Here is a 21630-nt window from a genome sequence, read left to right as displayed (position 1 = left end):
CTACGCCCGGGGCTCGTCGACCACGACATCGGTCATGATGTCGACGGCCAGGGCGACGATGCCGCCGATCGCGACGAGGGCGGCGCCCACCCCGAACACGACCCAGTCGGGGCCGAGGGTGATGCCGACGCCGCCGATGGCGAAACCGATGAAGATGATGGCCACGGCGACCCAGGACTTGGGGCGCCCGGCGTGGCTGCCAGTCGACATGCGTTCGTCTTTCCTCTGCGGTGGTTCGGGGGTTGGGGTTACGTCGCCGAACTCTAGCAACGCCCCTAGCCACGGGGTCTCCGGGGGTACCCGAAAGATCGCCCCTCGCGGTCGGGAGAGCCGCCGCAGGGTGGGACGGGTCAGACGAACGCCCCCAGACCGGTCGCCGCGCGTCCGACGATCAGTGTGTTGATCTCCCGGGTGCCCTCGTAGGAGTACAGCGCCTCGGCGTCGGCGACGAACCGGCCGATGCCGTAGTCGAGGACGATCCCGTTGCCGGCCATCAGCTCGCGCGCCCAGCCGACCGCCTCGCGCATGCGGCTGGTGCAGTAGGCCTTGGCGAGCGCGGAGTGCTCGTCGCGGTAGAGGCCCTCGTCCTGGAGCTGGGCGAGCCGCACCACCATGCCGAGCGAGGCGGTGGCGTTGCCGAGCATCCTGACCAGGAGGTCCTGGACGAGCTGGAACTTGGCGATCGGCCGCCCGAACTGCTCGCGCTCCACCGCGTAGTCGCGGGCGATCTCGTAGGCGGCGAGCATCACCCCGACGGCCTGCCAGGCGACGCCGCTGCGGGTCTGGCGCAGGATCGCGGCGGTGTCCCGGAAGCCGTTCGCCCCCGCCAGCCGGTCGGACTCGGCGACGCGGCAGTCCTCCAGGAGGATGTCGGCGTTCTGCACCGTCCGGAGCGCGATCTTGTTCTCGATCCGGGTCGCCGTGAACCCGGGCGTGCCCTTCGCGACGACGAATCCCTTCACCTGGTCGTCGGCCTCGTCCCTGGCCCACACGACGGTGTGGTCGGCGAACGTGGCGTTGCCGATCCAGCGCTTGGCGCCGTTCAGCACCCAGTGGTCGCCGTCGCGCCGCGCGGTGGTGCGCAGGCCCAGCGCGACGTCCGAGCCGCCGTCCGGCTCGGTGAGCGCGAACGCGCCGATCCTCTCCATCCGCCCCATCGCGGGCAGCCACCGCTCGCGCTGCTCCGCCGAGCCGCACCGTCCGATGCTGCCCATCGCGAGCCCCGCGTGCACGCCGAAGAACGTCGCCATGGACGGGTCCACGCGGGCCATGTCCATCGCGAGGAACCCGGTGAGCAGGCTGCTCGGCCTGTCGCCCGGGCACTCGTCGTAGGCCAGGCCGGCGATGCCGAGCTCCCCGTACCGCGGGATCAGGTCGAACGGGAACTCCGCCCGCGCCCAGCAGCCGTCGGCGATCGGCGCGACCTTCGCCTCCAGGAAGCCGCGCACCCTCGCGAGGATCTCCTTCTCCCGCCCGTCGAGGAGTTCCTGCATGTGGTACAGGTCGCCGGGGAGTGTCTCCAGGGTCATGACCCACCCCTCTTCCCGGACGGCGCACCGCTAACCGACGGCCCGCGGCGCGCACCCCGTACTGGTCAGCGGGACCCGGTTTCGAGCCGGATTCGGCCGCTCACCTACGATCCAGGACATGACGGTGCCGCCTGAGGAACTCGAACTGGCCGCCGCCTTCCCCACGGCCGACCGCGACCGGTGGCGGGAGATGGTGAAGGGGGTGCTGCGCAGGTCCGGCGCGGCGAACGAGGACACCCCCCTCGACGAGATCGAGGATCTGCTGACCCGGGACTCCTACGACGGGGTGCCGATCGCCGCGCTCTACACGCGCGACGACGCGCCGCCGGGACGTCCCGGGCTGGCCCCCTACGTGCGCGAGGTGCGCCCCGACGGCGAGGGCATCGCCGGATGGGACGTCCGGCAGCGGCACGCCCACCCCGACCCGGCCGTGACCCGCGAGGCGGTCCTCGCCGACCTGGAGAACGGCGCCACCTCCGTCTGGCTGCGGCTCGGCGAGGGCGGTCTGCCCGTGGCCGCGCTCCCCGAGGCGCTGCGCGGCGTCCTGCTCGACCTGGCCCCGGTGGTGCTGGACGCGGGAGCGTCGGCGGACGAGGCGGCGCGGGCGTTCCTGGCCCTGGTCGCCGAGCGCGGGAACGCGGCCGAGGCGTCCGGCAACCTCGGCGCCGACCCGCTCGGCCTCGCGGCCCGCACCGGCACGCCGGGGTCGCTCGACGAGGCCGCCGCGCTCGCCGTCCGCTGCGTCCGCGAGTTCCCCCGCCTGCGCGCGGTCGTCGCCGACGGGACGCCGTACCACGACGCGGGCGGCGGCGACGCCGAGGAACTCGGCGCCGCCGTCGCCGCCGGCGTCGCGTACCTGCGCGCCCTGACCGGCGCCGGGCTGAGCGTGGACGAGGCGTTCGGGCAGATCGAGTTCCGCCTCGCCGTCAACGCCGACCAGTTCTCCTCGATCGCCAAGCTCCGCGCCGCGCGCCGCCTGTGGGCGCGGGTGGCGGAGGTCGGCGGCGCCGCCGAGGGCACCGCCGCGCGCGTCCACGCGGTCACCTCCTCGGCGATGATGACGCGGCGCGATCCGTGGGTGAACATGCTGCGCACCACCATCGCGACGTTCGCCGCCGGGGTCGGCGGCGCGGACGCCGTCACCGTCCAGCCGTTCGACGCCCGCCTCGGCCTGCCCGACGGCTTCGCCCGCCGCATCGCCCGCAACACCCAGACGCTGCTGCTGGAGGAGTCGAGCCTCGCCCGCGTCGTCGACCCCGCGGGCGGCTCCTGGTACGCCGAGAGCCTCACCGAGGGGCTCGCCCAGGCCGCCTGGGCCTGGTTCACCGAGATCGAGAAGGCCGGGGGCCTGGCCGCCGCCCTCGGCTCGGGCCTCGTGGCCCGCCGCCTGGCCGCCACCTGGGAGCGGCGGCGCGGGGACATCGCCCGCCGCAAGGCGCCCCTCACCGGCGTCAGCGAGTTCCCCGACCTCGCCGAGACGGCGCCGCGGCGCGACCCGGCGCCGCCCGCGCCCGGTGGCGGTCTCCCGGTCGTCGCCTACGCACAGGACTTCGAGGCCCTGCGCGACCGCTCCGACGCCCACGCCGAGGCCACCGGCGCCCGTCCGAAGATCTTCCTCGCGACGCTCGGGCCGATAGCCGTCCACACGGCGCGCGCGTCGTTCGCCGCCAACCTCTTCCAGGCGGGCGGGATCGAGACGGTCGCGGGCGCCCCCGAGGAGTTCGGGACGTCCGGCGCCGCCGTCGCCTGCCTCTGCTCCAGCGACGCCCTCTACGAGGAGCGGGCCGCGGACGCCGCGCGGGTCCTGCGCGACGCGGGCGCGATGAAGGTCTGGCTGGCGGGTAAGGGAACCTACGAGGGGGTCGACGGCCGCGTGCACGCGGGATGCGACGCGGTCGAGGCACTGGAGACCACCCTCCACGATCTGGGAGTGAACGAATGATCCCCGACTTCACCGAGGTCGAGCTGGGGACGGCGCCCCCCGCCGACGAGGCCGCCAAGCGGTGGCGCGCCGCGGTCGCCGACGCCACCGGCGCCGATCCGGAGGCCCAGACCTGGGACACCCCCGAGGGCATCGGCGTCAAGCCGCTCTACACCGGCGACGATCTGGCCGGGCTCGACTTCCTCGGCACCTATCCGGGCATCGCGCCGTTCCTGCGCGGCCCCTATCCGGCGATGTACGCGACCCAGCCGTGGACGATCCGGCAGTACGCCGGCTTCTCCACCGCAGAGGAGTCCAACGCCTTCTACCGCCGCAACCTCGCGGCGGGGCAGAAGGGCCTGTCGGTGGCGTTCGACCTGGCCACGCACCGCGGCTACGACTCCGACCACCCGCGCGTGGCCGGCGACGTCGGCATGGCCGGGGTCGCGATCGACTCCATCTACGACATGCGGCAGCTCTTCGACGGCATCCCGCTGGACCGGATGAGCGTGTCGATGACCATGAACGGCGCCGTCCTGCCCGTCCTCGCGCTCTACATCGCCGCCGCGCAGGAGCAGGGGGTGGAGCCGGAGGCACTCGCGGGGACCATCCAGAACGACATCCTCAAGGAGTTCATGGTCCGCAACACCTACATCTACCCGCCGCAGCCGTCCATGCGGATCATCTCCGACATCTTCGCGTTCACCTCGCAGCGGATGCCGAAGTACAACTCCATCTCGATCTCCGGCTACCACATCCAGGAGGCCGGGGCCACCGCCGACCTGGAGCTCGCCTACACGCTCGCCGACGGCGTCGAGTACATCCGCGCCGGGCGGGAGGCGGGCCTCGACATCGACGCGTTCGCACCGCGCCTGTCGTTCTTCTGGGCGATCGGGATGAACTTCTTCATGGAGGTCGCCAAGCTCCGCGCCGCCCGGCTGCTGTGGGCGCGGCTGGTGAAGACGTTCGAGCCGGGCAACCCCAAGTCGCTCTCGCTGCGGACGCACTCGCAGACGTCCGGCTGGTCGCTGACCGCGCAGGACGTGTTCAACAACGTCGCCCGCACCTGCGTCGAGGCCATGGCCGCCACGCAGGGCCACACCCAGTCCCTGCACACCAACGCGCTGGACGAGGCCCTCGCGCTGCCGACCGACTTCTCGGCCCGCATCGCCCGCAACACCCAGCTCCTGCTGCAGCAGGAGTCCGGGACGACCCGCACCATCGACCCCTGGGGCGGCAGCGCCTACGTCGAGCGGCTCACCTACGACCTCGCACGCCGCGCCTGGGGCCACATCACCGAGGTCGAGCGGGCCGGCGGCATGGCCAAGGCGATCGACGAGGGGCTGCCCAAGCTGCGCATCGAGGAGGCCGCCGCCCGCACCCAGGCCCGCATCGACTCCGGGCGGCAGCCCGTCATCGGCGTCAACAGGTACCGGCCCGACGTCGAGCAGGAGATCGAGGTCCTCAAGGTCGACAACGCCTCCGTGCGCGCGCAGCAGATCGACAAGCTGCGCCGGCTGCGCGAGGAGCGCGACGACACCGCGGCGCGGGCCGCGCTGGAGGCCCTCACCCGCGCCGCCGAGGCCGCCGAGGACGGCACCCGCCCGCGGGGCCTGGAGCACAACCTGCTCGCGCTCGCCATCGACGCCGCCCGGGCCAAGGCGACCGTCGGCGAGATCTCCGACGCCCTGGAGCGGGCCTACGGGCGGCACGCGGCGCAGATCCGTACGATCTCCGGCGTGTACCGGGAGGAGGCGGGGCGGGTGACGAGCATCGAGAAGGCGCGGGCCGCGACCGCCGCGTTCGAGGAGGCCGAGGGCCGCCGCCCCCGCATCCTCGTGGCGAAGATGGGGCAGGACGGCCACGACCGCGGCCAGAAGGTGATCGCGACCGGGTTCGCCGACCTCGGCTTCGACGTCGACGTGGGCCCGCTGTTCCAGACCCCCGGCGAGGTGGCCCTGCAGGCCGTCGAGGCCGACGTGCACATCGTCGGCGTGAACTCGCTCGCCGCCGGGCACCTGACGCTGGTCCCCGCGCTGCGCGAGGAGCTGGCCGCGCTGGGCCGGGACGACATCATGATCGTCGTCGGCGGGGTCATCCCGCCCGGGGACTTCGAGGAGCTGCGCGCGGCCGGCGCCTCGGCGATCTTCCCGCCCGGCACCGTCCTCGCGGACGCCGCGATCGGCCTGCTGGAGGAGCTCACCGCCGGGCTCGGGCACGGCGCGCCCGAGCGCGCCTGAGGAGCGAGGCGGGAGTGACGAGGGTGAACGGCGCCGCGAGGCGCCCGGCGGGCGTGCGGGGAGCGTCGTGAGCGCGCCGGGCCTCGACGACTACGCGGCCGGGGTGCGGGAGGGGTCGCGGGCGTGGATCGCGCGGGCGATCACGCTCGTGGAGTCGGCCCGCCCGGACCACCGGGAGCTGGCGCAGAAGCTGCTGGTCGAACTGACCCCGCACGCCGGGGACGCCCGCCGCGTCGGGATCACCGGCGTGCCCGGGGTCGGCAAGTCCACGTTCATCGACGCGCTCGGCACCCGGCTGACGGGGGAGGGGCACAGGGTCGCGGTCCTCGCCGTGGACCCGTCCAGCACCCGGACGGGCGGCAGCATCCTCGGCGACAAGACCCGCATGCAGCGCCTCGCCACCGATCCGGCCGCGTTCATCCGCCCCTCGCCCACCGCCGGGACGCTCGGCGGCGTCGCGAAGGCCACCCGCGAGGCGATGGTGGTCATGGAGGCCGCCGGGTACGACGTCGTCCTGGTCGAGACGGTCGGCGTCGGGCAGTCCGAGACGACCGTCGCCGAGATGGTGGACTCCTTCCTGTTCCTCACCCTCGCCCGCACCGGCGACCAGCTCCAGGGGATCAAGAAGGGCGTGCTGGAGCTGGCCGACGTCATCGCGGTGAACAAGGCCGACGGGGAGCACCGCGGAGAGGCCGAGCGCGCCGCCCGCGAGCTGGCGGGCGCGCTGCGGCTGCTGCGCAGCGACGAGCGCGTCCGCGGCACCCCGGTCCTGACGTGCAGCGCCAGGGAGGGCACCGGGCTGGCGGAGGTGTGGGGGGCGCTCGTCGAGCACCAGGACCGGCTCCGCGAGTCCGGCGAACTGGAGGCCCGGCGCCGCCGCCAGCAGGTCGCCTGGACGTGGGCGCTGGTCCGCGAGCGGCTGCTGTCCGACCTGCGGGGGCATCCGGGCGTCCGGGAGGCCGCGCCGGGTCTGGAACGGGAGGTCGCGGAGGGGACGGTGACCCCCGCGCTGGCCGCCGAGCGCATTTTGGAGGCGTTCTCGCGGGACCGCTGAACGGGGTTCCCGTATGTCCGAAACCTTGGGTTGTCCCAGGTCCCGGTCACGGCGCGCGGGGATCAGGTACAAAAGTCGGATGGACGTCATCGCACTCGCTGATCCGACGGACGCGCAGATCCGGGGGTGGCACTCGGTGCTCGCCTCCGTCCACGCGGCCGAGCCGGACGGCGAGCCCGCGCCCGACCCGGAGCGGACGGCGCGGTTACTGCTCGGCGCGGAGGCGGGCTCGCGGCAGCGGCTGTGGGCGGCCGCGCCCGGCGGACCGGGGGCGGGCGGCGCCCTGGCCGCGGTGGCGGCGCTGCGGCTGCCCGGCGAGCCGGGCGCGGACCGCCCCGGCGAGGTCGACATCCGGGTCCGCCCCGAGCACCGGCGGCGCGGACTCGGCGCCCGGCTCCTCGCCGCGGCCGCGCACGGCCTGCGCGCCGACGGCCGCTCCAGCGTGATCGCCCAGGTTCTCGCGGGCACCCCGGCCGTCCCGTTCCTGGAGTCGCACGGCTTCGAGTGCGTGCTGACCCTGCGCGGCATGCTGCTGCGGCTGGACGAGGTCCCCGCCGAGCGCGTGGCGCGGCTGCTGGCCGAGGCGCCCGCCGGGTACCGGCTCGTGCGCTGGCGGGGAGCGGTGCCGGACGAGCACGCCGACGCCCTCGCCCGCGCCAAGCACGCCATGGCCGACTTCGCCGAGTACGAGGGAACGCCCTGGGACGCGCACCGCGTCCGCGAGATGGCCGAGATCGTCGCCAAGCGCGGCGACGACCTCTACACGGTCGCGGCGCTGTCCGGAGACGTCATCGCCGGGTTCACCGAGGTCGTGGTGCCGGCCGGGTACGCCGGGCGCGCGGCGCAGTACGACACGGCGGTGGTGCCCGAGCACCGCGGCAGGCGGCTCGGCATCTGGGTGAAGGCGGCGATGCTGCGCTGGCTGGGGGAGGAGTGCCCCGGCGTGCGGGAAATCGAAACGGACAATTCCGGCGACAACGCCCACATGCTCGCCGTGAACGAGGAACTCGGCTTCCGGCTGGAGCGCGAGTCCCTGGAGTACCAGGCCGAGGTCTCCGCCCTCCCCGCCCCCGGTCGCTGACCCGAAAACACGTTGCCTCCGCGGCCCGCCGCTGGGCATTCTCATGGAGGTCTTCCGGGAAATGCCCGGAAGGCGGAGAATTGCCGAAGCATTTCCTCGTAGTTCAACGGCAGAACGCCGCACTGTTAATGCGGATATCCAGGTTCGAATCCTGGCGGGGGAGCGGCACGGGCTAGGGAGGTGACCCGGTGAACGTGCTCGTCCTGAACGCGTCGTACGAACCCATGCAGAGGGTCGATCTGCGGCACGCCATCCGCATGCTGGTGCGCGAGGTGGCGGTGGTCGAGGAGGCGGAGGAGGGCCGCACCTTCGGTCGCTTCCCGGTGCCGCGGGTCCTGCGCCTCGTCCGCTACGTCGCGATGCGGTGGAGGCACGGCAGGCGCCCGCCCTGGACCAAGCGCGGCGTGTACCTGCGCGACGGGGGCCGCTGCTGCTACTGCGGGAAGCACGGCAACACGATCGACCACGTCCACCCGCAGTCCCGCGGCGGCGCCGACACCTGGGAGAACACCGTCCTGGCGTGCGGCAGGTGCAACAACCGCAAGGGGGACCGGACGCTCGCCGAGGCCGGGCTGCGGCTGCCGTCGCGGCCGCGGGTGCCGCGCTGGGAGGAGCTCGTCGGGCCGTGACGGGGGCCGCCGGAACGGCCCGGCGCCGCCGGGGGAGGGGCCGGACCGCGTCGTGCGGTCCGGCCCCTGGGCCGTCGCGGCGGCGCCGTCCGGTAGTACGCGCGTGACTCTATGTGTTTTGTGGAGCTTGTGAGGCAAATAGGGCGATTGTGGTAATGTGCCGCCAATCTTGAGCTTTGTTATCTAGGAGAGATCTGTGGCGGCCCTCGATCCCCCCGGCAGAACGCCCCGTCCCCCGCGCGGGCGCGCAGCGGCGAAGCGCCTCGCGGCGCTGGCCATCGCGGCGGGCGTCTCGGCGGCCCTGCCGCCGGTGTCCGGGAGCGCGGCGGCCCTCCCGCAGGAGCCGAAGAACCTGAAGAAGGAGTACGCCAAGCTCAAGGCGCGCTCGGAGAAGCTCTCCAAGGAGTACCGCGGCGAGCTCGTCTCCCTCGATGAGGCGAAGAAGGCCGCCGAGCGCGCCGGCTCGGACGCGGCCAGGGCCGGCCGCGAGTACGACGCCGCCCGGATCGACGTGGCCCGCCTGGCGGCCGGCACCTACATGACCGGCCGCCTCGACGTGATCCCGATGATCTCCTCGGCCGAGCCGGGCGCCGCCGTCCGCGACGCCGCCGTGATCGAGCACATCAGCCGCAACAACGGCCGCCGCATCCAGAGCCTGGAGGCGCTGAACACCAGGGCGGTCCAGTCGCGGGCGACGGCCAGGAAGAAGCTGGACGCGGTCAAGAAGGAGATCGACGACCTGGAGGGCCAGCGCGCCCGCGTCAAGAAGCTCCTCGCCAAGTACAAGCCGGAGGCGACCCGCACCACCGTCCCGAGCGGCGGCGGCCGCCCGGACGGGGCGAGCGGCACCAAGTCCCCGATCGTCGGCAACTCGATGACCGCGCGGATGCGCACCGCGCTGCTGGAGATCGACGGCAAGTTCGGCGCCTTCCCCACCATCGGCTGCTCGCGGCCCGGCGACCCGCAGGACCACGGCTCGGGCCGGGCCTGCGACTTCATGGAGAGCACCGGCGGCAAGATGCCGAGCGCCTCCGCCCAGGCGCACGGCGACCGCGTCGCCCAGTACGTGATCGACAACGCGTCCCGCCTCGGCATCAAGTACGTCATCTGGAAGCAGCGCATCTACGACATGCGGGGCAGCGGCGGCTGGAGCCAGATGGAGGACCGCGGCAGCGTCACCCAGAACCACTTCGACCACGTGCACGTCTCCGTGCTCTGACCGGTCTCCGCCTCCCGGGGGTCCGCGCGGGCTCCGTCACCGGTCGCCGAGCTCGACGACGGCGGACTCGCGGGCGGAGCGGGCGGCGGCCTCGATGACCTCCAGCCCGGTGATCGCCTCGGTGAGGGCGACCGGGGGCGGCGCGCCGTCCCGCAGGGTGCGCAGGACGCTCGCGTAGAAGTCGGGGTAGGCCCCGGCGGCCGTGGGCTCCGGGGTCTCGTGTCCGGGGGTTCCGAGCAGGCCGCCGGACCCGGGCGGGGCGATGCCGTAGCCGGGGTCCTTGGGGGTGAGGCCGGCGCGGAGCTGCTCCTCCTGGACGTCCATGCCCGAGACCGTGTACGCGGCGCCGCTGCCGAGGACGCGGAAGCGCGGGCCCTGCTGGGGCGCGGTCGCGCTCATCCAGAGATGCGACCGGGCGCCGCCCGGGTGGGTGAGGGCCACGAACACGTCGTCGGGCGCCGTCGCTCCCGGGCGGCGGGTGTCGATCTCGGCGTAGACCCGGTCCGGCGGGCCGAGCAGCGCGATCGCCTGGTCGACGAGGTGGGACCCGAGGTCGAACAGGATGCCGCCCGCGTCGCGGGGGTCGGCGCTCTCCTTCCAGCTCTCCTTGACCTCCGGCCGCCAGCGCTCGAAGCGGGACTCCAGGCGCCGGACGTCGCCGAGGGCGCCCGAGGAGACCAGCCGCCGCGCCGTCTGGAAGTCGCCGTCCCAGCGGCGGTTGTGGAAGGGGAAGACCGGCAGCCCCCGGACGGCGCTCAGCGCGGCGAGGGAGCGGGCGTCGGCGGCCGTGGCCGCGACCGGCTTGTCCACGACGACGGGCAGGCCCGAGGTCAGCGCGGTCCGGGCCAGCGGCACGTGCTGCCGGTTGGGGGCGGTCACCACCACCAGGTCGCAGGCGCCCGACGCGCCCCACAGCCGGTCCACGCTGTCGAGGACCTCCGCCTCGGGGTACCGCTCGCGCACGGCCCGCTGCCGCTCCGGCGCGCCGGTGACGACCGCGGCCAGCCGCATCCCCGGCACCGACGAGATCAGCGGGGCGTGGAACACCGAGCCGCCGGTGCCGTATCCGATCAGGGCAACACGCAGGTCCATGACTCGATCATGGCCGATGGCGCGGCGGCGGCGGGGCGGCGGGGCCCCCGATCGGCCGATCCGGTGCCGCGGGACGGGTCCGGATCGACGTAGGCTTTCGTACGGGGTTGTGCCGGATGGAGGGGGACATGTTGTCCAAACCAGTGCTGCTGACGGTCGACGACGACCCGGGCGTGTCCCGGGCCGTGGCACGGGACCTGCGCCGCCGGTACGCCGAGGCGTACCGGATCGTGCGCGCCGAGTCGGGCGGGCAGGCCCTGGAGGCGCTGGGCGAACTGCGGCTGCGCGGCGACGACACGGCCGTGCTGCTCGCCGACTACCGGATGCCCGGGATGGACGGCGTGGAGTTCCTGGAACGCGCCATGGACCTGTTCCCGTTCGCGCGCCGGATCCTGCTCACCGCCTACGCCGACACCGACGCGGCCATCCGCGCGATCAACGACGTCGACCTCGACCACTACATGCTGAAGCCGTGGAACCCGCCGGAGGAGAAGTTCTACCCGGTGATCGACGAGCAGCTGGACGCCTGGGCGCGCGTCGACCGGCGCCCGCCGGGCGAGCTGCGGGTGGTGGGCCACCGGTGGTCGGCCCGCTGCTACGAGGTCCGCGACTTCCTGGCCCGCCACCAGGTGCCCTACACCTGGCTGATGGACGGCGACCCCGAGGGCGCGCAGCTGGTCGCGGCGGCCGCGTGCCCGGAGCTGCCGCTGATCGTGACCGCGGACGGGGGGACGCTGTCGGCTCCGTCCGACGCCGAGCTGGCTGCCGCGGTCGGGCTGCCGAGCACCCCGTCCACCGGCTTCTACGACCTGATCGTCGTCGGCGGAGGCCCGTCCGGGCTCGGCGCGGCCGTGTACGGCGCGTCCGAGGGCCTGAAGACGGTGGTCGTGGAGCGCCGCGCCCTCGGCGGCCAGGCCGGGCAGAGCTCCCGCATCGAGAACTACCTCGGGTTCCCCGACGGGGTGAGCGGCGCGCAGCTCGCCGACCGGGCCCGCCGCCAGGCCGACCGGTTCGGCGCCGAGCTGCTGCAGGCGGGCGAGGTCACCGCGCTGGAGTCGCGCGGCACGGCCCGGGTGGCGCGGCTGTCGGACGGCTCGGAGATCGCCGCGCACGCCGTCATCCTCGCCACCGGCGTCTCCTACCGGCGCCTCAACGCGCAGGGCGTGGACGACTTCGTCGGGCGCGGCGTGTACTACGGCGCCGCCCTCACCGAGGCTCCGTCGTGCGCGGACGAGGAGGTCGCCGTCGTCGGCGGCGCCAACTCCGCGGGCCAGGCGGCCGTCCACCTGGCCAAGTACGCGCGGAAGGTGCACATCATCGTCCGGGCCGGCAGCCTGGAGAAGTCGATGTCGCACTACCTGGTCGAGCAGATCGCGGCGACGCCCAACATCGAGGTGCACACCGGCAAGACGGTGTGCGCGGCGGAGGGCGCCGACCGGCTGGAGCGGCTCACGTTCGCGTGGCCGGGCGGGAAGAAGACCATCGACGCGCACTGGCTGTTCGTGTTCATCGGCGCGGAACCCGGCACGGGCTGGCTGGACGGCTTCGTCGAGCGCGACGCGCGCGGGTACGTCCTGACCGGGCCCGACCTCGTCGGCGGGGGCCGCCGCCCCGCGGGGTGGCAGCTCGGCCGCCAGCCCTACCACCTGGAGACCAGCGTCCCCGGGGTGTTCGCGGCGGGCGACGTCCGCTCGGAGTCGATGAAGCGGGTGGCGTCCGCGGTCGGCGACGGCGCGATGGCCGTCGCGTTGGTCCACCGTTACCTGGAGCAGGCATGAGCACCGCCACACCGGAGCAGCTGCGGGAGCTGTTCCTCTTCGAGAACCTGGACGACGAGAAGCTCGGCTGGCTGTCGGCCTGCGGGACGGTCGCGGCCTACCCCCAGGACGGGATCATCTGCGCCCAGGGCGACGCCGCCGAGTTCCTCTACGTGCTGCTCGACGGCGAGATGGTGATGACCCAGAACGTCCGGGGCCACGTGGCGCAGGTCAGCCGGACCGACAGGCCCGGCACCTACGGCGGGGCCGTGCAGGCGTACCTGGGCGACAAGATCGAGCAGAGGTACCAGCACTCGCTGCGCGCGACGCGCCCCTCGCGGGTCTTCGTGCTGCCGGCGTACAAGTTCGCGAAGATGGTCCGCAAGTGGTTCCCGATGGCCACGCACCTGCTGGAGGGCATCTTCTTCGGGATGACCAACGCGCGGCGGGTCGTCGACCAGCGCGAGCGCCTCACCGCGCTCGGCACGATCACCGCGGGCCTCACGCACGAGCTGAACAACCCGGCCGCCGCCGCGGCGCGGGCCAGCGCCGAGCTCGGCGACCGGCTGATCGGCGCGCAGAAGAGCCTCGCCGACCTCGCCGCGCAGGGCGTCGACTGCACCCATCTGAGCGCGCTCGTCTCGCTGCGCCCGGCGCTGCCCGCGGCGCCCGGCGGTCGCCGCAGCCCGCTGGAGGTCAGCGACGCCGAGGACGAGCTCGGCGACTGGCTGGAGGAGCACGGCGTCGGCGACGCGTGGGAACTCGCGCCGGGCCTGGTGGCCGCCGGGATCGGCGTCGAGCAGGCCGAGGAGGTCGAGCGGGCGGCGGGCGGCCACCTGCCCGCCGCGACGCGCTGGCTGGCCGAGGTGATGGAGGTGACCCAGCTCCAGGCGGAGATCTCCGAGGCGATGGGCCGCATCACCGCCCTGCTGGACTCGGCCCGCCAGTACTCCCAGCTCGACCGGGCGCCCTACCAGCTCACCGACCTGCGCGAGCTGCTGGACAGCACGCTCACCATGCTGAAGCGCAAGTTCGGGGACGGCGTGACGGTCAAGACCGTCTACGACGAGGCGCTGCCGCCCGTCCCGGTCTACGCGGCCGAGCTGAACCAGGTGTGGACGAACCTGATCGTCAACGCGCTGCAGGCGATGCAGGGCAGCGGCACGCTGACGATCCGCACCGCCCGCGAGGACGACTACGCGCTGGTGGAGATCGCCGACACCGGGACCGGCATCCCCGAGGAGGACCTCGACCGGATCTTCACGCCGTTCTTCACCACCAAGCCGGTCGGGCAGGGCACCGGGCTCGGCCTCGACATCTCCTGGCGCATCGTCGCGGGACGGCACGGCGGCGACATCCGGGTGGAGTCGCTGCCCGGCGACACCCGGTTCCAGGTGCTGCTCCCGCTCGCCGGGCCCGCCGAGGAGCCCGCGGGCGAGCCCGCTCGGTAGGACTCCCGCTCACGGGGACTCCCGCTCAGTAGGACTGGAGCTCCAGCAGGTTCCCGCCGGGGTCGCGCAGATGGGCGGTGCGCAGCCCGGGCCCCCACTCGGGGCGGTCCCGCGGCTCGGCGACCTGGACGGCGCCGAGCCCGCGGAGCGTCCCGGACGCCGCGTCCACGTCGTCCACGCGGAACACCAGCATCGAGCCGTCCTGCCCGGACGGGGCGGGCAGGCCGGCGGTTCCGGCGGCCTCCGCCATGCGCGAGCGCCCCATCACGACCAGCGCGGCCTCGCCCCGCAGGTCCCAGTTCGCGTACTCGGCCTCCGGGATCAGCTTGACCGGTTCGATCCCGAGCAGCGCGCGGAGCGCCGCCTCGTAGAAGCCCGCGCAGGCGCGGAAGTCGTCCACCAGAAGGCGCGGATACAGCCCGTCCATCGCCGTCCCCTGTTCATGGGTATTCACCAATGATTGGGGTAACCCTACAATAGGCGGATGGACGAGAACGCCGGGCCGCTGCCGCCCCGCCTGCTCGGGATCACCGCGTTCGTGCTCGCCCGGGTCGGGCGGGCCGGACGGGCCCGGATGGGCCGCATGATGGACGAGCACGGGCTCGGCCTCTGGCACTTCGCCGTCCTGTCCGCGCTGGACGACGCCGCACCCGCCTCGCAGCGCGACCTCGGCGTCCGGCTGCGCATCGACCCGAGCGACCTCGTCGAGGTCGTGGGCCGGCTGGAGGGGGCCGGGCTCGTCCGCCGCGAGCGCGACCCGGCCGACCGCCGCCGCTACGTGGTCGAGCTGACCTCCGAGGGGCGCGCGGAGCTGGACGAGGTCACCCGCCGCGCGGCCGAGCTGGACGCCGAGCTGCTGGCGCCGCTCACCCCGGACGACCGGGCCGCCTTCGAGCGCATCGCCCGCGTCCTGCTCGCCCACCACGACCCGCGGGCGCGGCCGGGGGACGCGAAGGCCCCGGCTCCGCCGGGCGCGCCGGGGCCGGGGGACGGGCGGCCTACTCGAACAGGTCGGGCTGCTCGCGGGTGATCTGGTCGTGGAGGGGCTGGTAGTTGATCCAGCCGACGAGGTCGTTGCCGATCTGCTCGTGGGTCAGGACGGCGTTGTCGTGCTCGATCGGGACGACCTGCCCGGCGGCCTTGGCCAGCAGCTGCACCTGGCACGAGCGCTCCATCGTGATGAACCACCAGGCGGCGGCGTCCACGGTGTCGCCGACGGTCAGCAGGCCGTGGTTGCGCAGGATGACGGCCTTGTGGCCGCCGAGGGCGGCGGCGATGCGCTTGCCCTCCTCCAGGTCGGTGACGACGCCGGTGTAGTCGTCGAACAGGCCGTGGTCCTGGTAGAACGCGCACACGTCCTGCGTGATCGGCTCCAGCCTCTGGCCGAGCGCCGAGATCGCCCGCCCGTGGGTGGAGTGGCTGTGCGCGGCCGCCACCACGTCCGGGCGCGCCTGGTGCACCTGCGAGTGGATCGCGAACGCCGCCTCGTTGACCGGGTAGCGGCCCTCGACGACCTTGCCCTCGTGGTTCACCAGGATCAGGTCGCTGACCCGGATGTGCTTGAACGACATGCCGAACGGGTTCACCCAGAAGTGGTCGGTGCGCTCGGGGTCGCGGGCGGTGATGTGCCCGGCCACGCCCTCCTCGAAGCCGAACTTGCCGAAGACGCGCAGCGCCGCGGCGAGCCGCTCCTTGCGGTGCCGGCGCTCGTCCGCGACGTCGTCGAACGTGGGCGGCAGCCGGAAGATCAGGTCGGTCGGCAGCTTCTCCAGGAACTCTTCCTCGTCGGACATCGCTCACTCCTCGGGCTCGTCTCACGACCACCGAACACCATGGCCCGGCCGGCCGGCTAGACCGGCGGCGCCCAATGCCGCGGTCCTGGTTGTCCGGAAGGGACAACCAGGACGCACAATGGGGGGATGAGGCCCAGTCCGGGCGATCGGTTCCTGCGGTTGCTGCTTGAGCACACCGACGATCCGGTGCTGCTGGAGGCGACGGTCCGCGCCGCCCGCGGCCGGTCGGAGCTGGTGGCCGCGCTGCCGGAGGAGGAGACCAGGCGCCACACCCGCGCCCTGGTCCGCGGGGTGCTCGCCGCGCTGGAGGACGGCGAGCCGAGCGAGGACGTCCTCGCGGCGGCGGAGCGGCTCGGCGCGGACCGGGCCCGGCAGGGGGTGCCCGTCGCGGCGTTCCTGGACGGCTTCCAGGCGGGCCGCGCCCACCTCGTCCGGGCGCTCGTCACCGACGGCCGCCGGATGGGGGTCCCGGACGCGGCGCTGCTGGACGGCGTGACCCGCATCGACGAGATCACCACCGCGCTCGTGCAGCGGATGGTGCACGCGCACCGGGTCGCCGAGCTGGAGATGGCGCGGACCGTGCGCGAGGGGCGCCTCCAGATGCTCCGGCAGCTGCTGCACGGGGAGGCCGTCCCCGTGCTCGCCCCGCTCGACGCCCGCGCCGCCTACCACTGCGTGGTCTCCGACGTCAGCGACCCGGCCGTGGCGGGGCGGCTGGAGGCGGCGCTCACCGCCGCCGGGCCGGGGCTGTGCGGTCTCGTCGACGGGCGGCTCGCGGCCCTCGCCGCCCGGCTCCCTCGCCCCGCGGGCGCGGGGCGCCGGCCCCCTGCTGGTGGCGGCGCCGCCCGTCCGCCCCGGCGAGGTCGCCCCGATGTACGCGCTCGGGCGGCGGGCGCTGCGCGCGGGCGCCGCCGCCGGGCTCACCGGGATGCGGGAGCTGGCCGACCTCGCGCTGCTCACCGCCACCGAGGCCGAGCCGGAGCTCGGCGGGCTGCTCGCCGCCGCGCTGCTGCCGGGCCTCGACCCCGGGGAGCCGTTCCACCGGGAGCTGGCCGAGACCGCGCTGGCCTACCTCGACCACGGCGGCCGGATCGAGCCCACGGCCGAGGCGCTGCACGTCCACGGCAACACCGTGAAGTACCGGATCCGCCGCTTCCAGGAGCTGGCCGGGCGGCCGCTGCTCGATCCCGCGGCGGGCGCGGCCGTGTCGCGCACCGCGAACTGGTGGTGGGCCCTGCACCGCTGGCTTGCGGGGTCCGGGGCGTGAGCGGCCGCGGCGGCATGTATCTATGGGTGGGGGCGTTCCGCGGGGGACGCCGGAGAGAACGGAGGAGCCGGTGACCGCACCGAGGATCGGCGCCGTGATGTGGCCCATGCAGTCCTGGCCTGAGGCCGGGGAGCTGTGGCGGCGTGCCGAGGACCTCGGGTTCCGGCACGCGTGGGTGTACGACCACATCGCCTGGCGCGGCACGACGCCCTGGTACGACGCGTACACCACGCTCGCCGCCGCCGCGGCGGTCACCTCCCGCGTCCGGATCGGCACGCTGGTGACCTCGCCGAACTTCCGGCATCCCGTGCCGACCGCGCACGCGATCAAGACGATCGACCACGTGAGCGGAGGGCGCCTGACCGTCGGCGTCGGGGCGGGCGGCACGCGCCGCGCGTCCGACGCCGGGATCGTCGGCGACGACTGGAGCCCGGACGAGCGCGCCTCCCGCTTCGCCGAGTGGGTGGACCTGCTCGACCGCCTGCTGACCGCCCCCGAGACCTCGTTCGAGGGGAAGTACTACACCGCGCGCGAGGTCGTGCAGGAACCCGGCTGCGTCCAGCGGCCCCGCGTGCCGCTCGTCATCGCGGGGAACGGGCCGCGCGGGATGCGGGTCGCCGCCCGGCACGGCACCGGTTGGGTGACCAGCGCCCACGGCGAGGGAGACGAGCCGTACGGCATCGTCCGCTCCCGGCTCGACGCCCTGCGCGCCGCGTGCGACGCCGAGGGCCGCCGCCTCGACGACCTCGTCCTGCTGACGGGCTTCAACGAGGAGCCCTGGCTGGAGTCGACCGGCGCGTTCGCCGACCTGGCCGGCCGCTACGCCGAACTCGGCATCACCGAGATCGCGCTGCACTGGCCCCGCCCCGGCTCGCCGTTCGCGGCGGACACGAAGGTCTTCGAGGCGATCGCCGCCGAGCACGGCGACGGAAGCTGATGCCGTTCGTCCTGCTCGGCCTCGCGATCGCCTTCGAGGTCACGGCGACGCTGGCGATGCGCGCCAGCGAGGGCTTCACCCGGCTCGGACCGTCGCTGATCGTGGTGGCCGGGTACCTGATCTCGTTCGTCTTCATGGCCAAGGCGCTGACGTCGCTGAACGTCGGGCCCGTCTACGCCATCTGGTCCGCGCTCGGCACGATCGGCGCGTTCGCGGGCGGCGTGCTGCTGTTCGACGAGCCCGTCAGACCCGCGACCATCGCCGGCGCCGTCATCATCGTGCTCGGCGTCGTCGTGATGAACCTGGGCGGCGGGGTGCACCAGGGCTGACCCGCCTGGCTCAGGCCTCGCCCAGCGTGGAGACGCGCTGCTGCTCCAGCTGGCCGCCGATCAGCTCGGTCGGCGTGCAGCCCGACAGGGCGCGGAAGTCACGGTTGAGGTGGGCCTGGTCGTAGTAGCCGCAGGTGAACGCGGCCTCGGCGAGCCCGGCGCCGTCCTGGAGCAGCCCGACGGCGCGCTGGAAACGCAGCACCCGCGCCATCACCTTGGGCGGCAGCCCGGCCTGCTCCCGGAACCGGTGGGTCAGGTGCTTGCGGCTCCAGCCGACGTCGGCGGCGATGTCGGCGACCGGTACCGCGGGGTCCCCGTCCAGCAGCCGCCACGCCCGGACCACCTCCCGGTCGGGGACCGGGCCGGAGTCGAGGCGGCGCAGGAGGAAGGCGTCCAGGAGGGCGAACCGCGCGGCCCAGCTTCGCGTGTCGCCGAGCCGCTCGACCAGTGTCCGCGCCTCCCGGCCGAGCAGGTCGGGCAGGTCGACGGCGGCGTTGGTGAGCCGCGCCATCGGGACGCCGAGCAGCGTGTAGGCGCCGAGCGGCGTCACGTCCAGCTGGATGCCGCGCTGCCCGCCGGGGCTGAGGTACATGCCGTGGCCGTCGTGCATTCCCGCGACGAACGACCCGTACGCGCGGTCGCGCACCCCCGGGTCGGGGACCTCCAGGTGGAGCGGCGGGCCCAGGTTGAGGATCATGACGGTGGTGCGGGTGGGCAGGGTCCGCATCCGGGACGGCACGGCCTCCGTCTCCCAGTAGCCGTCGTAGGCGCGCAGGAACGGGCGCAGCGCGGGATGCGGGCGGCCCCGCGCCCGGCACCAGCCGCCCAGGTCGCTGAACTCGACCGGCCTGTCGCCCATGGTGCCAGTCCTACCACCTGAGGAGGACAGGACGGGCTACTCGTACATCTGCCCGCACACGGCGATGCGGGCCAGATCGGTCCAGCTCATCGTGGTGACGGTGCGGACGTAGGAGCGGGCCGGCGGCTCGCCGGGGGCCGGGGGGAGCGGCACCCGGGCGCCGTCGGCCGCGTCCCAGCCGCCGAGGCTGCCCGCGACCGCGCACTCCAGGTACGTCGCCGGATCGAAGTTGTACCAGCGGGCCGGGGTGGCGCGGGCGCCCGAGCCGGGGGGCCGGGGCGCCTCCACGCCGAACCGGGCCTGCGGGCCCGGGGGAGCGGCGAGGAAGTCCTCCAGGTCGGCGATCTGGGAGAGCAGCACCCGCTCCCAGTCGGCGTACCCGTCCGGCTCGTCGCCGGGCAGCGACAGGTCCTTGCCGCTCCAGGCGGGGTCGAAGGCGGCGGGCGGCGTGGTGGCGGCCGCGGCGAACATCGCCGCCACGTCGTCGGGCTCCAGCCGCGGCCGGTCGGCGAGCGCGGCGCCGACCTTCCACAGCGAGCGCAGGAACGCCGACAGCGACCACGAGGCCGCCCTCGCCTCCTGGCCGAGTTGCAGGAACACCAGGTACAGATCGCGGTTGGTGCGCACGGCCGGGCCCGGCGGCCCGTCCACCCGGTACGTCGCCCGGTGCCGGACGTCGCTCTCCAGGACCATGACCTGCGCCAGCGCGGAGACCCGGGAGTCGTGCACCGCGACGCGGACGACGTCGCCGAGGTCGTCCCGCCGCATGACGTCCCAGGTGTCCATCCGGCTCCTCCACGGTCGGTGCGGTGATCCACGCCCCCGTCCAGAAAGTGTCCCATTCCGGGATCAGGCCGCCAGTAGCGGCGGCATTACTTTCTCACTTCGAAGTCGTGCCTTTCCGCTCATGTGGGACGCACCGAAAAGGGGTAGGGGCCCGGCGGCTCGCCCCGGGCCCCTACCGGACGTGCTCAGGCCTTCGAGCGGTGGATCACCTGGAGCTCGGTGAACCCGTACAGGCCCCACGGGCCGTTCTCCACGCCGACGCCGCTCCACTTGAACCCCCCGAACGGCTGGTTCGGGGCGAGGGCCAGGTGGGTGTTGACCCACGCGGTGCCGCACTCCAGCCGACCGGCGACCTCCGCGGCCCGGTCGGCGTCGGCGCCCCACACCGAGCCGGACAGCCCGAAGTGGGTGCCGTTCGCGCGCGCGACGGCGTCCTCCAGATCGGTGTACTCGACGATCGGCAGCGCGGGGCCGAACTGCTCCTCGTCCACGATCCGGGTTCCGTCGGAGACGTCGGCGAGGATGGTCGGCTCGAAGAAGTAGCCGGGCCCGTCGATCGGCCGGCCGCCCGCCGCCGCGCGGGCGCCGCCCGCGAGCGCGTCGGCGACCAGCTCGCCGACCCGCTCGTACTGCGGCCGGTTGTTGATCGGCCCGTACTGGACGCCCTCGTCCATCCCGTTGCCGACCCGCGCGGCCCTGGCCCGCTCGGCGAGCGCGTCCACCACGTCCCCGTAGAGCGACTCCGGGACGTACACCCGCTTGATCGCCGAGCAGACCTGCCCGTTGTTCTGGAACGCGGCGCCGAAGAGCCGGTCGGCGACGGCGGCCGGGTCGGCGTCGTCCAGCAGGATCGCCGGGTCGTTGCCGCCGAGCTCCAGCGTGACGCGCTTCAGGTCGGGCGCCGCGGCGGCCGCGACGCGCTTGCCGGTCGCGACGCTGCCGGTGAAGCTGATCTTGCGGGGCACGTCGTGCCCGGTCATCCAGGCGCCGAGCTCGTCGCCGCCGGTGACGACGTTCAGCACGCCCGGCGGCAGGACGTCGCGCAGCACCTCGCCGAGCTTCAGGCTGGACAGCGGGGTGAACGGGGACGGCTTGAGCACCATCGTGTTGCCCGCGAGCAGCGCCGGGGCCAGCTTCCAGATCGCCAGGAGCAGCGGGTAGTTCCACGGCGTGATCGCCGCGACCACCCCCATGGGGCGGCGCACGACCTCCACCCGCGCGCTCGCGTCGTCCTGGATGACCTCGCGGGGCAGTTCGAGGTCGGCGAAGTACTTCAGCCACACGCCCGCGCCGACGACCTCCATGGTCGCGTCGGCCAGGGGCTTGCCCTGCTCCAGCGTGAGGATCCGGCCGATCTCCTCGGACCTGGCGAACATGACCTCGGCCGCCGCGAGCAGCGCCTTGCGGCGCGCGGCCTCGTCGCGGCGCCACTCGGCGTAGGCGGCGTGCGCCGAGGCCATCGCCGCGTCGAGCTGTTCCCGGGACGCGTCGGGCGCCTGCTCGGCCACCTCACCGGTCGCCGGATCGATCACGCCGAAGGTGCCGGGCGCGGTCACGGCCCGGCCGTCGATGGTCATCGAGAAGTTCTCGGACACCTTGTCCTCCGCTCACGGGGATACCGAACGAGATTCAGTATTCACCTTCGCCGCCTCCCTGACGAGCGGCCGGGCCCTGACCCGGCCGTCC

20 protein-coding genes, 1 tRNA gene and 1 pseudogene are annotated in these 21630 nt (G+C 74.1%); 14 read left to right on the top strand and 8 right to left on the bottom strand.

Annotated features, from left to right (window positions below; translation table 11 throughout):
- Both ACQEU6_RS10200 and ACQEU6_RS10195 read right to left on the bottom strand, forming a co-directional pair.
- Positions 1–210: an HGxxPAAW family protein gene (locus ACQEU6_RS10200; protein WP_499330963.1), complete on the bottom strand. Its 210-nt coding sequence runs from the start codon at positions 208–210 to the stop codon at positions 1–3.
- A gap of 140 nt (positions 211–350) precedes the next feature.
- A complete protein-coding gene (locus tag ACQEU6_RS10195; protein WP_499330961.1) occupies positions 351–1529 on the bottom strand; it encodes an acyl-CoA dehydrogenase family protein in 1179 nt (392 codons plus the stop codon).
- A 118-nt stretch (positions 1530–1647) separates the two neighbouring features.
- On the opposite strand from ACQEU6_RS10195, the gene ACQEU6_RS10190 reads away from it, so the two are divergent.
- The 7 genes from ACQEU6_RS10190 (at position 1648) to ACQEU6_RS10160 (ending at position 9673) form a co-directional block, all read left to right on the top strand.
- On the top strand, positions 1648–3471 hold the full coding sequence (locus tag ACQEU6_RS10190) for a methylmalonyl-CoA mutase family protein (protein ID WP_499330959.1): 1824 nt from the start codon (positions 1648–1650) through the stop codon (positions 3469–3471).
- On the top strand, positions 3468–5690 hold the full coding sequence (scpA, locus tag ACQEU6_RS10185; RefSeq protein WP_499330958.1) for a methylmalonyl-CoA mutase: 2223 nt from the start codon (positions 3468–3470) through the stop codon (positions 5688–5690). The genes ACQEU6_RS10190 and scpA overlap by 4 nt, the downstream gene beginning before the upstream one ends.
- Positions 5691–5757: 67 nt before the next feature.
- On the top strand, positions 5758–6744 hold the full coding sequence (meaB, locus tag ACQEU6_RS10180; protein ID WP_499330956.1) for a methylmalonyl Co-A mutase-associated GTPase MeaB: 987 nt from the start codon (positions 5758–5760) through the stop codon (positions 6742–6744).
- 79 nt (positions 6745–6823) lie between these two features.
- A complete protein-coding gene (locus ACQEU6_RS10175; protein ID WP_499330954.1) occupies positions 6824–7825 on the top strand; it encodes a GNAT family N-acetyltransferase in 1002 nt (333 codons plus the stop codon).
- A 92-nt stretch (positions 7826–7917) separates the two neighbouring features.
- Positions 7918–7988: transfer RNA gene (locus tag ACQEU6_RS10170), tRNA-Asn, on the top strand.
- Between the two features lie 25 nt (positions 7989–8013).
- Entirely contained in the window at positions 8014–8454 is a 441-nt protein-coding gene (locus ACQEU6_RS10165; RefSeq protein ID WP_499330953.1) for an HNH endonuclease, read from the top strand.
- Positions 8455–8650: 196 nt separating this feature from the next.
- Positions 8651–9673 (top strand): coiled-coil domain-containing protein, encoded by a 1023-nt coding sequence (locus ACQEU6_RS10160; RefSeq protein ID WP_499330951.1) that lies wholly within the window; start codon positions 8651–8653, stop codon positions 9671–9673.
- A gap of 36 nt (positions 9674–9709) precedes the next feature.
- On the opposite strand, the gene ACQEU6_RS10155 is transcribed toward ACQEU6_RS10160, so the two are convergent.
- Positions 9710–10765, bottom strand: a complete 1056-nt coding sequence (locus tag ACQEU6_RS10155) for a Gfo/Idh/MocA family protein (RefSeq protein WP_499330949.1) — start codon at positions 10763–10765, stop codon at positions 9710–9712.
- Between the two features lie 128 nt (positions 10766–10893).
- Between ACQEU6_RS10155 and ACQEU6_RS10150 the strand changes: the two genes are divergently transcribed.
- Together ACQEU6_RS10150 and ACQEU6_RS10145 are read left to right on the top strand one after the other, a co-directional pair.
- The gene (locus tag ACQEU6_RS10150; RefSeq protein WP_499330947.1) at positions 10894–12543 is read left to right on the top strand and encodes an NAD(P)/FAD-dependent oxidoreductase; all 1650 of its coding nucleotides are present in this window, start codon (positions 10894–10896) and stop codon (positions 12541–12543) included.
- Entirely contained in the window at positions 12540–13973 is a 1434-nt protein-coding gene (locus ACQEU6_RS10145) for an ATP-binding protein (protein ID WP_499330945.1), read from the top strand. The genes ACQEU6_RS10150 and ACQEU6_RS10145 overlap by 4 nt, the downstream gene beginning before the upstream one ends.
- Before the next feature lie 25 nt (positions 13974–13998).
- On the opposite strand, the gene ACQEU6_RS10140 is transcribed toward ACQEU6_RS10145, so the two are convergent.
- Complete coding sequence (locus ACQEU6_RS10140; protein WP_499330943.1) at positions 13999–14427, bottom strand: VOC family protein; 429 nt, start codon at positions 14425–14427, stop codon at positions 13999–14001.
- Between the two features lie 30 nt (positions 14428–14457).
- Here ACQEU6_RS10140 and ACQEU6_RS10135 point away from each other — a divergent pair, with 30 nt between their 5' ends.
- Complete coding sequence (locus tag ACQEU6_RS10135; protein ID WP_499330941.1) at positions 14458–15003, top strand: MarR family winged helix-turn-helix transcriptional regulator; 546 nt, start codon at positions 14458–14460, stop codon at positions 15001–15003.
- Here the strand turns inward: ACQEU6_RS10135 and ACQEU6_RS10130 are convergent.
- Complete coding sequence (locus tag ACQEU6_RS10130) at positions 14972–15766, bottom strand: class II aldolase/adducin family protein (protein WP_499330940.1); 795 nt, start codon at positions 15764–15766, stop codon at positions 14972–14974. The two genes, ACQEU6_RS10135 and ACQEU6_RS10130, sit on opposite strands and share 32 nt — an antisense overlap.
- Before the next feature lie 126 nt (positions 15767–15892).
- Between ACQEU6_RS10130 and ACQEU6_RS10125 the strand changes: the two are divergent.
- From ACQEU6_RS10125 to ACQEU6_RS10110, 4 genes and pseudogenes are all read left to right on the top strand, one after another.
- Positions 15893–16294 (top strand): annotated as a pseudogene (locus tag ACQEU6_RS10125) (RsbRD N-terminal domain-containing protein); the annotation flags it as partial.
- Between the two features lie 304 nt (positions 16295–16598).
- Positions 16599–17033: a helix-turn-helix domain-containing protein gene (locus tag ACQEU6_RS10120; RefSeq protein WP_499330939.1), complete on the top strand. Its 435-nt coding sequence runs from the start codon at positions 16599–16601 to the stop codon at positions 17031–17033.
- A 70-nt stretch (positions 17034–17103) separates the two neighbouring features.
- A complete protein-coding gene (locus ACQEU6_RS10115; protein ID WP_499330938.1) occupies positions 17104–17970 on the top strand; it encodes an LLM class flavin-dependent oxidoreductase in 867 nt (288 codons plus the stop codon).
- A complete protein-coding gene (locus ACQEU6_RS10110; RefSeq protein ID WP_499330937.1) occupies positions 17970–18299 on the top strand; it encodes a DMT family transporter in 330 nt (109 codons plus the stop codon). The genes ACQEU6_RS10115 and ACQEU6_RS10110 overlap by 1 nt, the downstream gene beginning before the upstream one ends.
- 10 nt (positions 18300–18309) lie before the next feature.
- Here the strand turns inward: ACQEU6_RS10110 and ACQEU6_RS10105 are convergent, their stop codons facing one another.
- From ACQEU6_RS10105 to ACQEU6_RS10095, 3 genes are all read right to left on the bottom strand, one after another.
- Positions 18310–19158 (bottom strand): helix-turn-helix domain-containing protein, encoded by an 849-nt coding sequence (locus ACQEU6_RS10105; RefSeq protein WP_499330935.1) that lies wholly within the window; start codon positions 19156–19158, stop codon positions 18310–18312.
- 36 nt (positions 19159–19194) lie between these two features.
- Positions 19195–19944: a hypothetical protein gene (locus tag ACQEU6_RS10100; RefSeq protein ID WP_499330933.1), complete on the bottom strand. Its 750-nt coding sequence runs from the start codon at positions 19942–19944 to the stop codon at positions 19195–19197.
- 185 nt (positions 19945–20129) lie between these two features.
- Complete coding sequence (locus ACQEU6_RS10095; RefSeq protein ID WP_499330932.1) at positions 20130–21539, bottom strand: aldehyde dehydrogenase family protein; 1410 nt, start codon at positions 21537–21539, stop codon at positions 20130–20132.
- Positions 21540–21630 lie beyond the last annotated feature (91 nt).

Source organism: Spirillospora sp. CA-108201, assembly GCF_050936235.1.
Lineage (GTDB): Bacteria > Actinomycetota > Actinomycetes > Streptosporangiales > Streptosporangiaceae > Spirillospora.
This window is presented reverse-complemented; position numbering and strand designations above follow the sequence as displayed.

Bases quoted from the DNA above. Each gene is read 5' to 3' on its own strand.
- ACQEU6_RS10200 (WP_499330963.1), bottom strand. From the start codon at position 210: ATGTCGACTGGCAGCCACGCCGGGCGCCCCAAGTCCTGGGTCGCCGTG.
- ACQEU6_RS10195 (WP_499330961.1), bottom strand. From the start codon at position 1,529: ATGACCCTGGAGACACTCCCCGGCGACCTGTACCACATGCAGGAACTC.
- ACQEU6_RS10190 (WP_499330959.1), top strand. From the start codon at position 1,648: ATGACGGTGCCGCCTGAGGAACTCGAACTGGCCGCCGCCTTCCCCACG.
- scpA (WP_499330958.1), top strand. From the start codon at position 3,468: ATGATCCCCGACTTCACCGAGGTCGAGCTGGGGACGGCGCCCCCCGCC.
- ACQEU6_RS10175 (WP_499330954.1), top strand. From the start codon at position 6,824: ATGGACGTCATCGCACTCGCTGATCCGACGGACGCGCAGATCCGGGGG.
- ACQEU6_RS10155 (WP_499330949.1), bottom strand. From the start codon at position 10,765: ATGGACCTGCGTGTTGCCCTGATCGGATACGGCACCGGCGGCTCGGTG.
- ACQEU6_RS10150 (WP_499330947.1), top strand. From the start codon at position 10,894: ATGTTGTCCAAACCAGTGCTGCTGACGGTCGACGACGACCCGGGCGTG.
- ACQEU6_RS10145 (WP_499330945.1), top strand. From the start codon at position 12,540: ATGAGCACCGCCACACCGGAGCAGCTGCGGGAGCTGTTCCTCTTCGAG.
- ACQEU6_RS10135 (WP_499330941.1), top strand. From the start codon at position 14,458: ATGGACGAGAACGCCGGGCCGCTGCCGCCCCGCCTGCTCGGGATCACC.
- ACQEU6_RS10130 (WP_499330940.1), bottom strand. From the start codon at position 15,766: ATGTCCGACGAGGAAGAGTTCCTGGAGAAGCTGCCGACCGACCTGATC.
- ACQEU6_RS10110 (WP_499330937.1), top strand. From the start codon at position 17,970: ATGCCGTTCGTCCTGCTCGGCCTCGCGATCGCCTTCGAGGTCACGGCG.
- ACQEU6_RS10105 (WP_499330935.1), bottom strand. From the start codon at position 19,158: ATGGGCGACAGGCCGGTCGAGTTCAGCGACCTGGGCGGCTGGTGCCGG.
- ACQEU6_RS10100 (WP_499330933.1), bottom strand. From the start codon at position 19,944: ATGGACACCTGGGACGTCATGCGGCGGGACGACCTCGGCGACGTCGTC.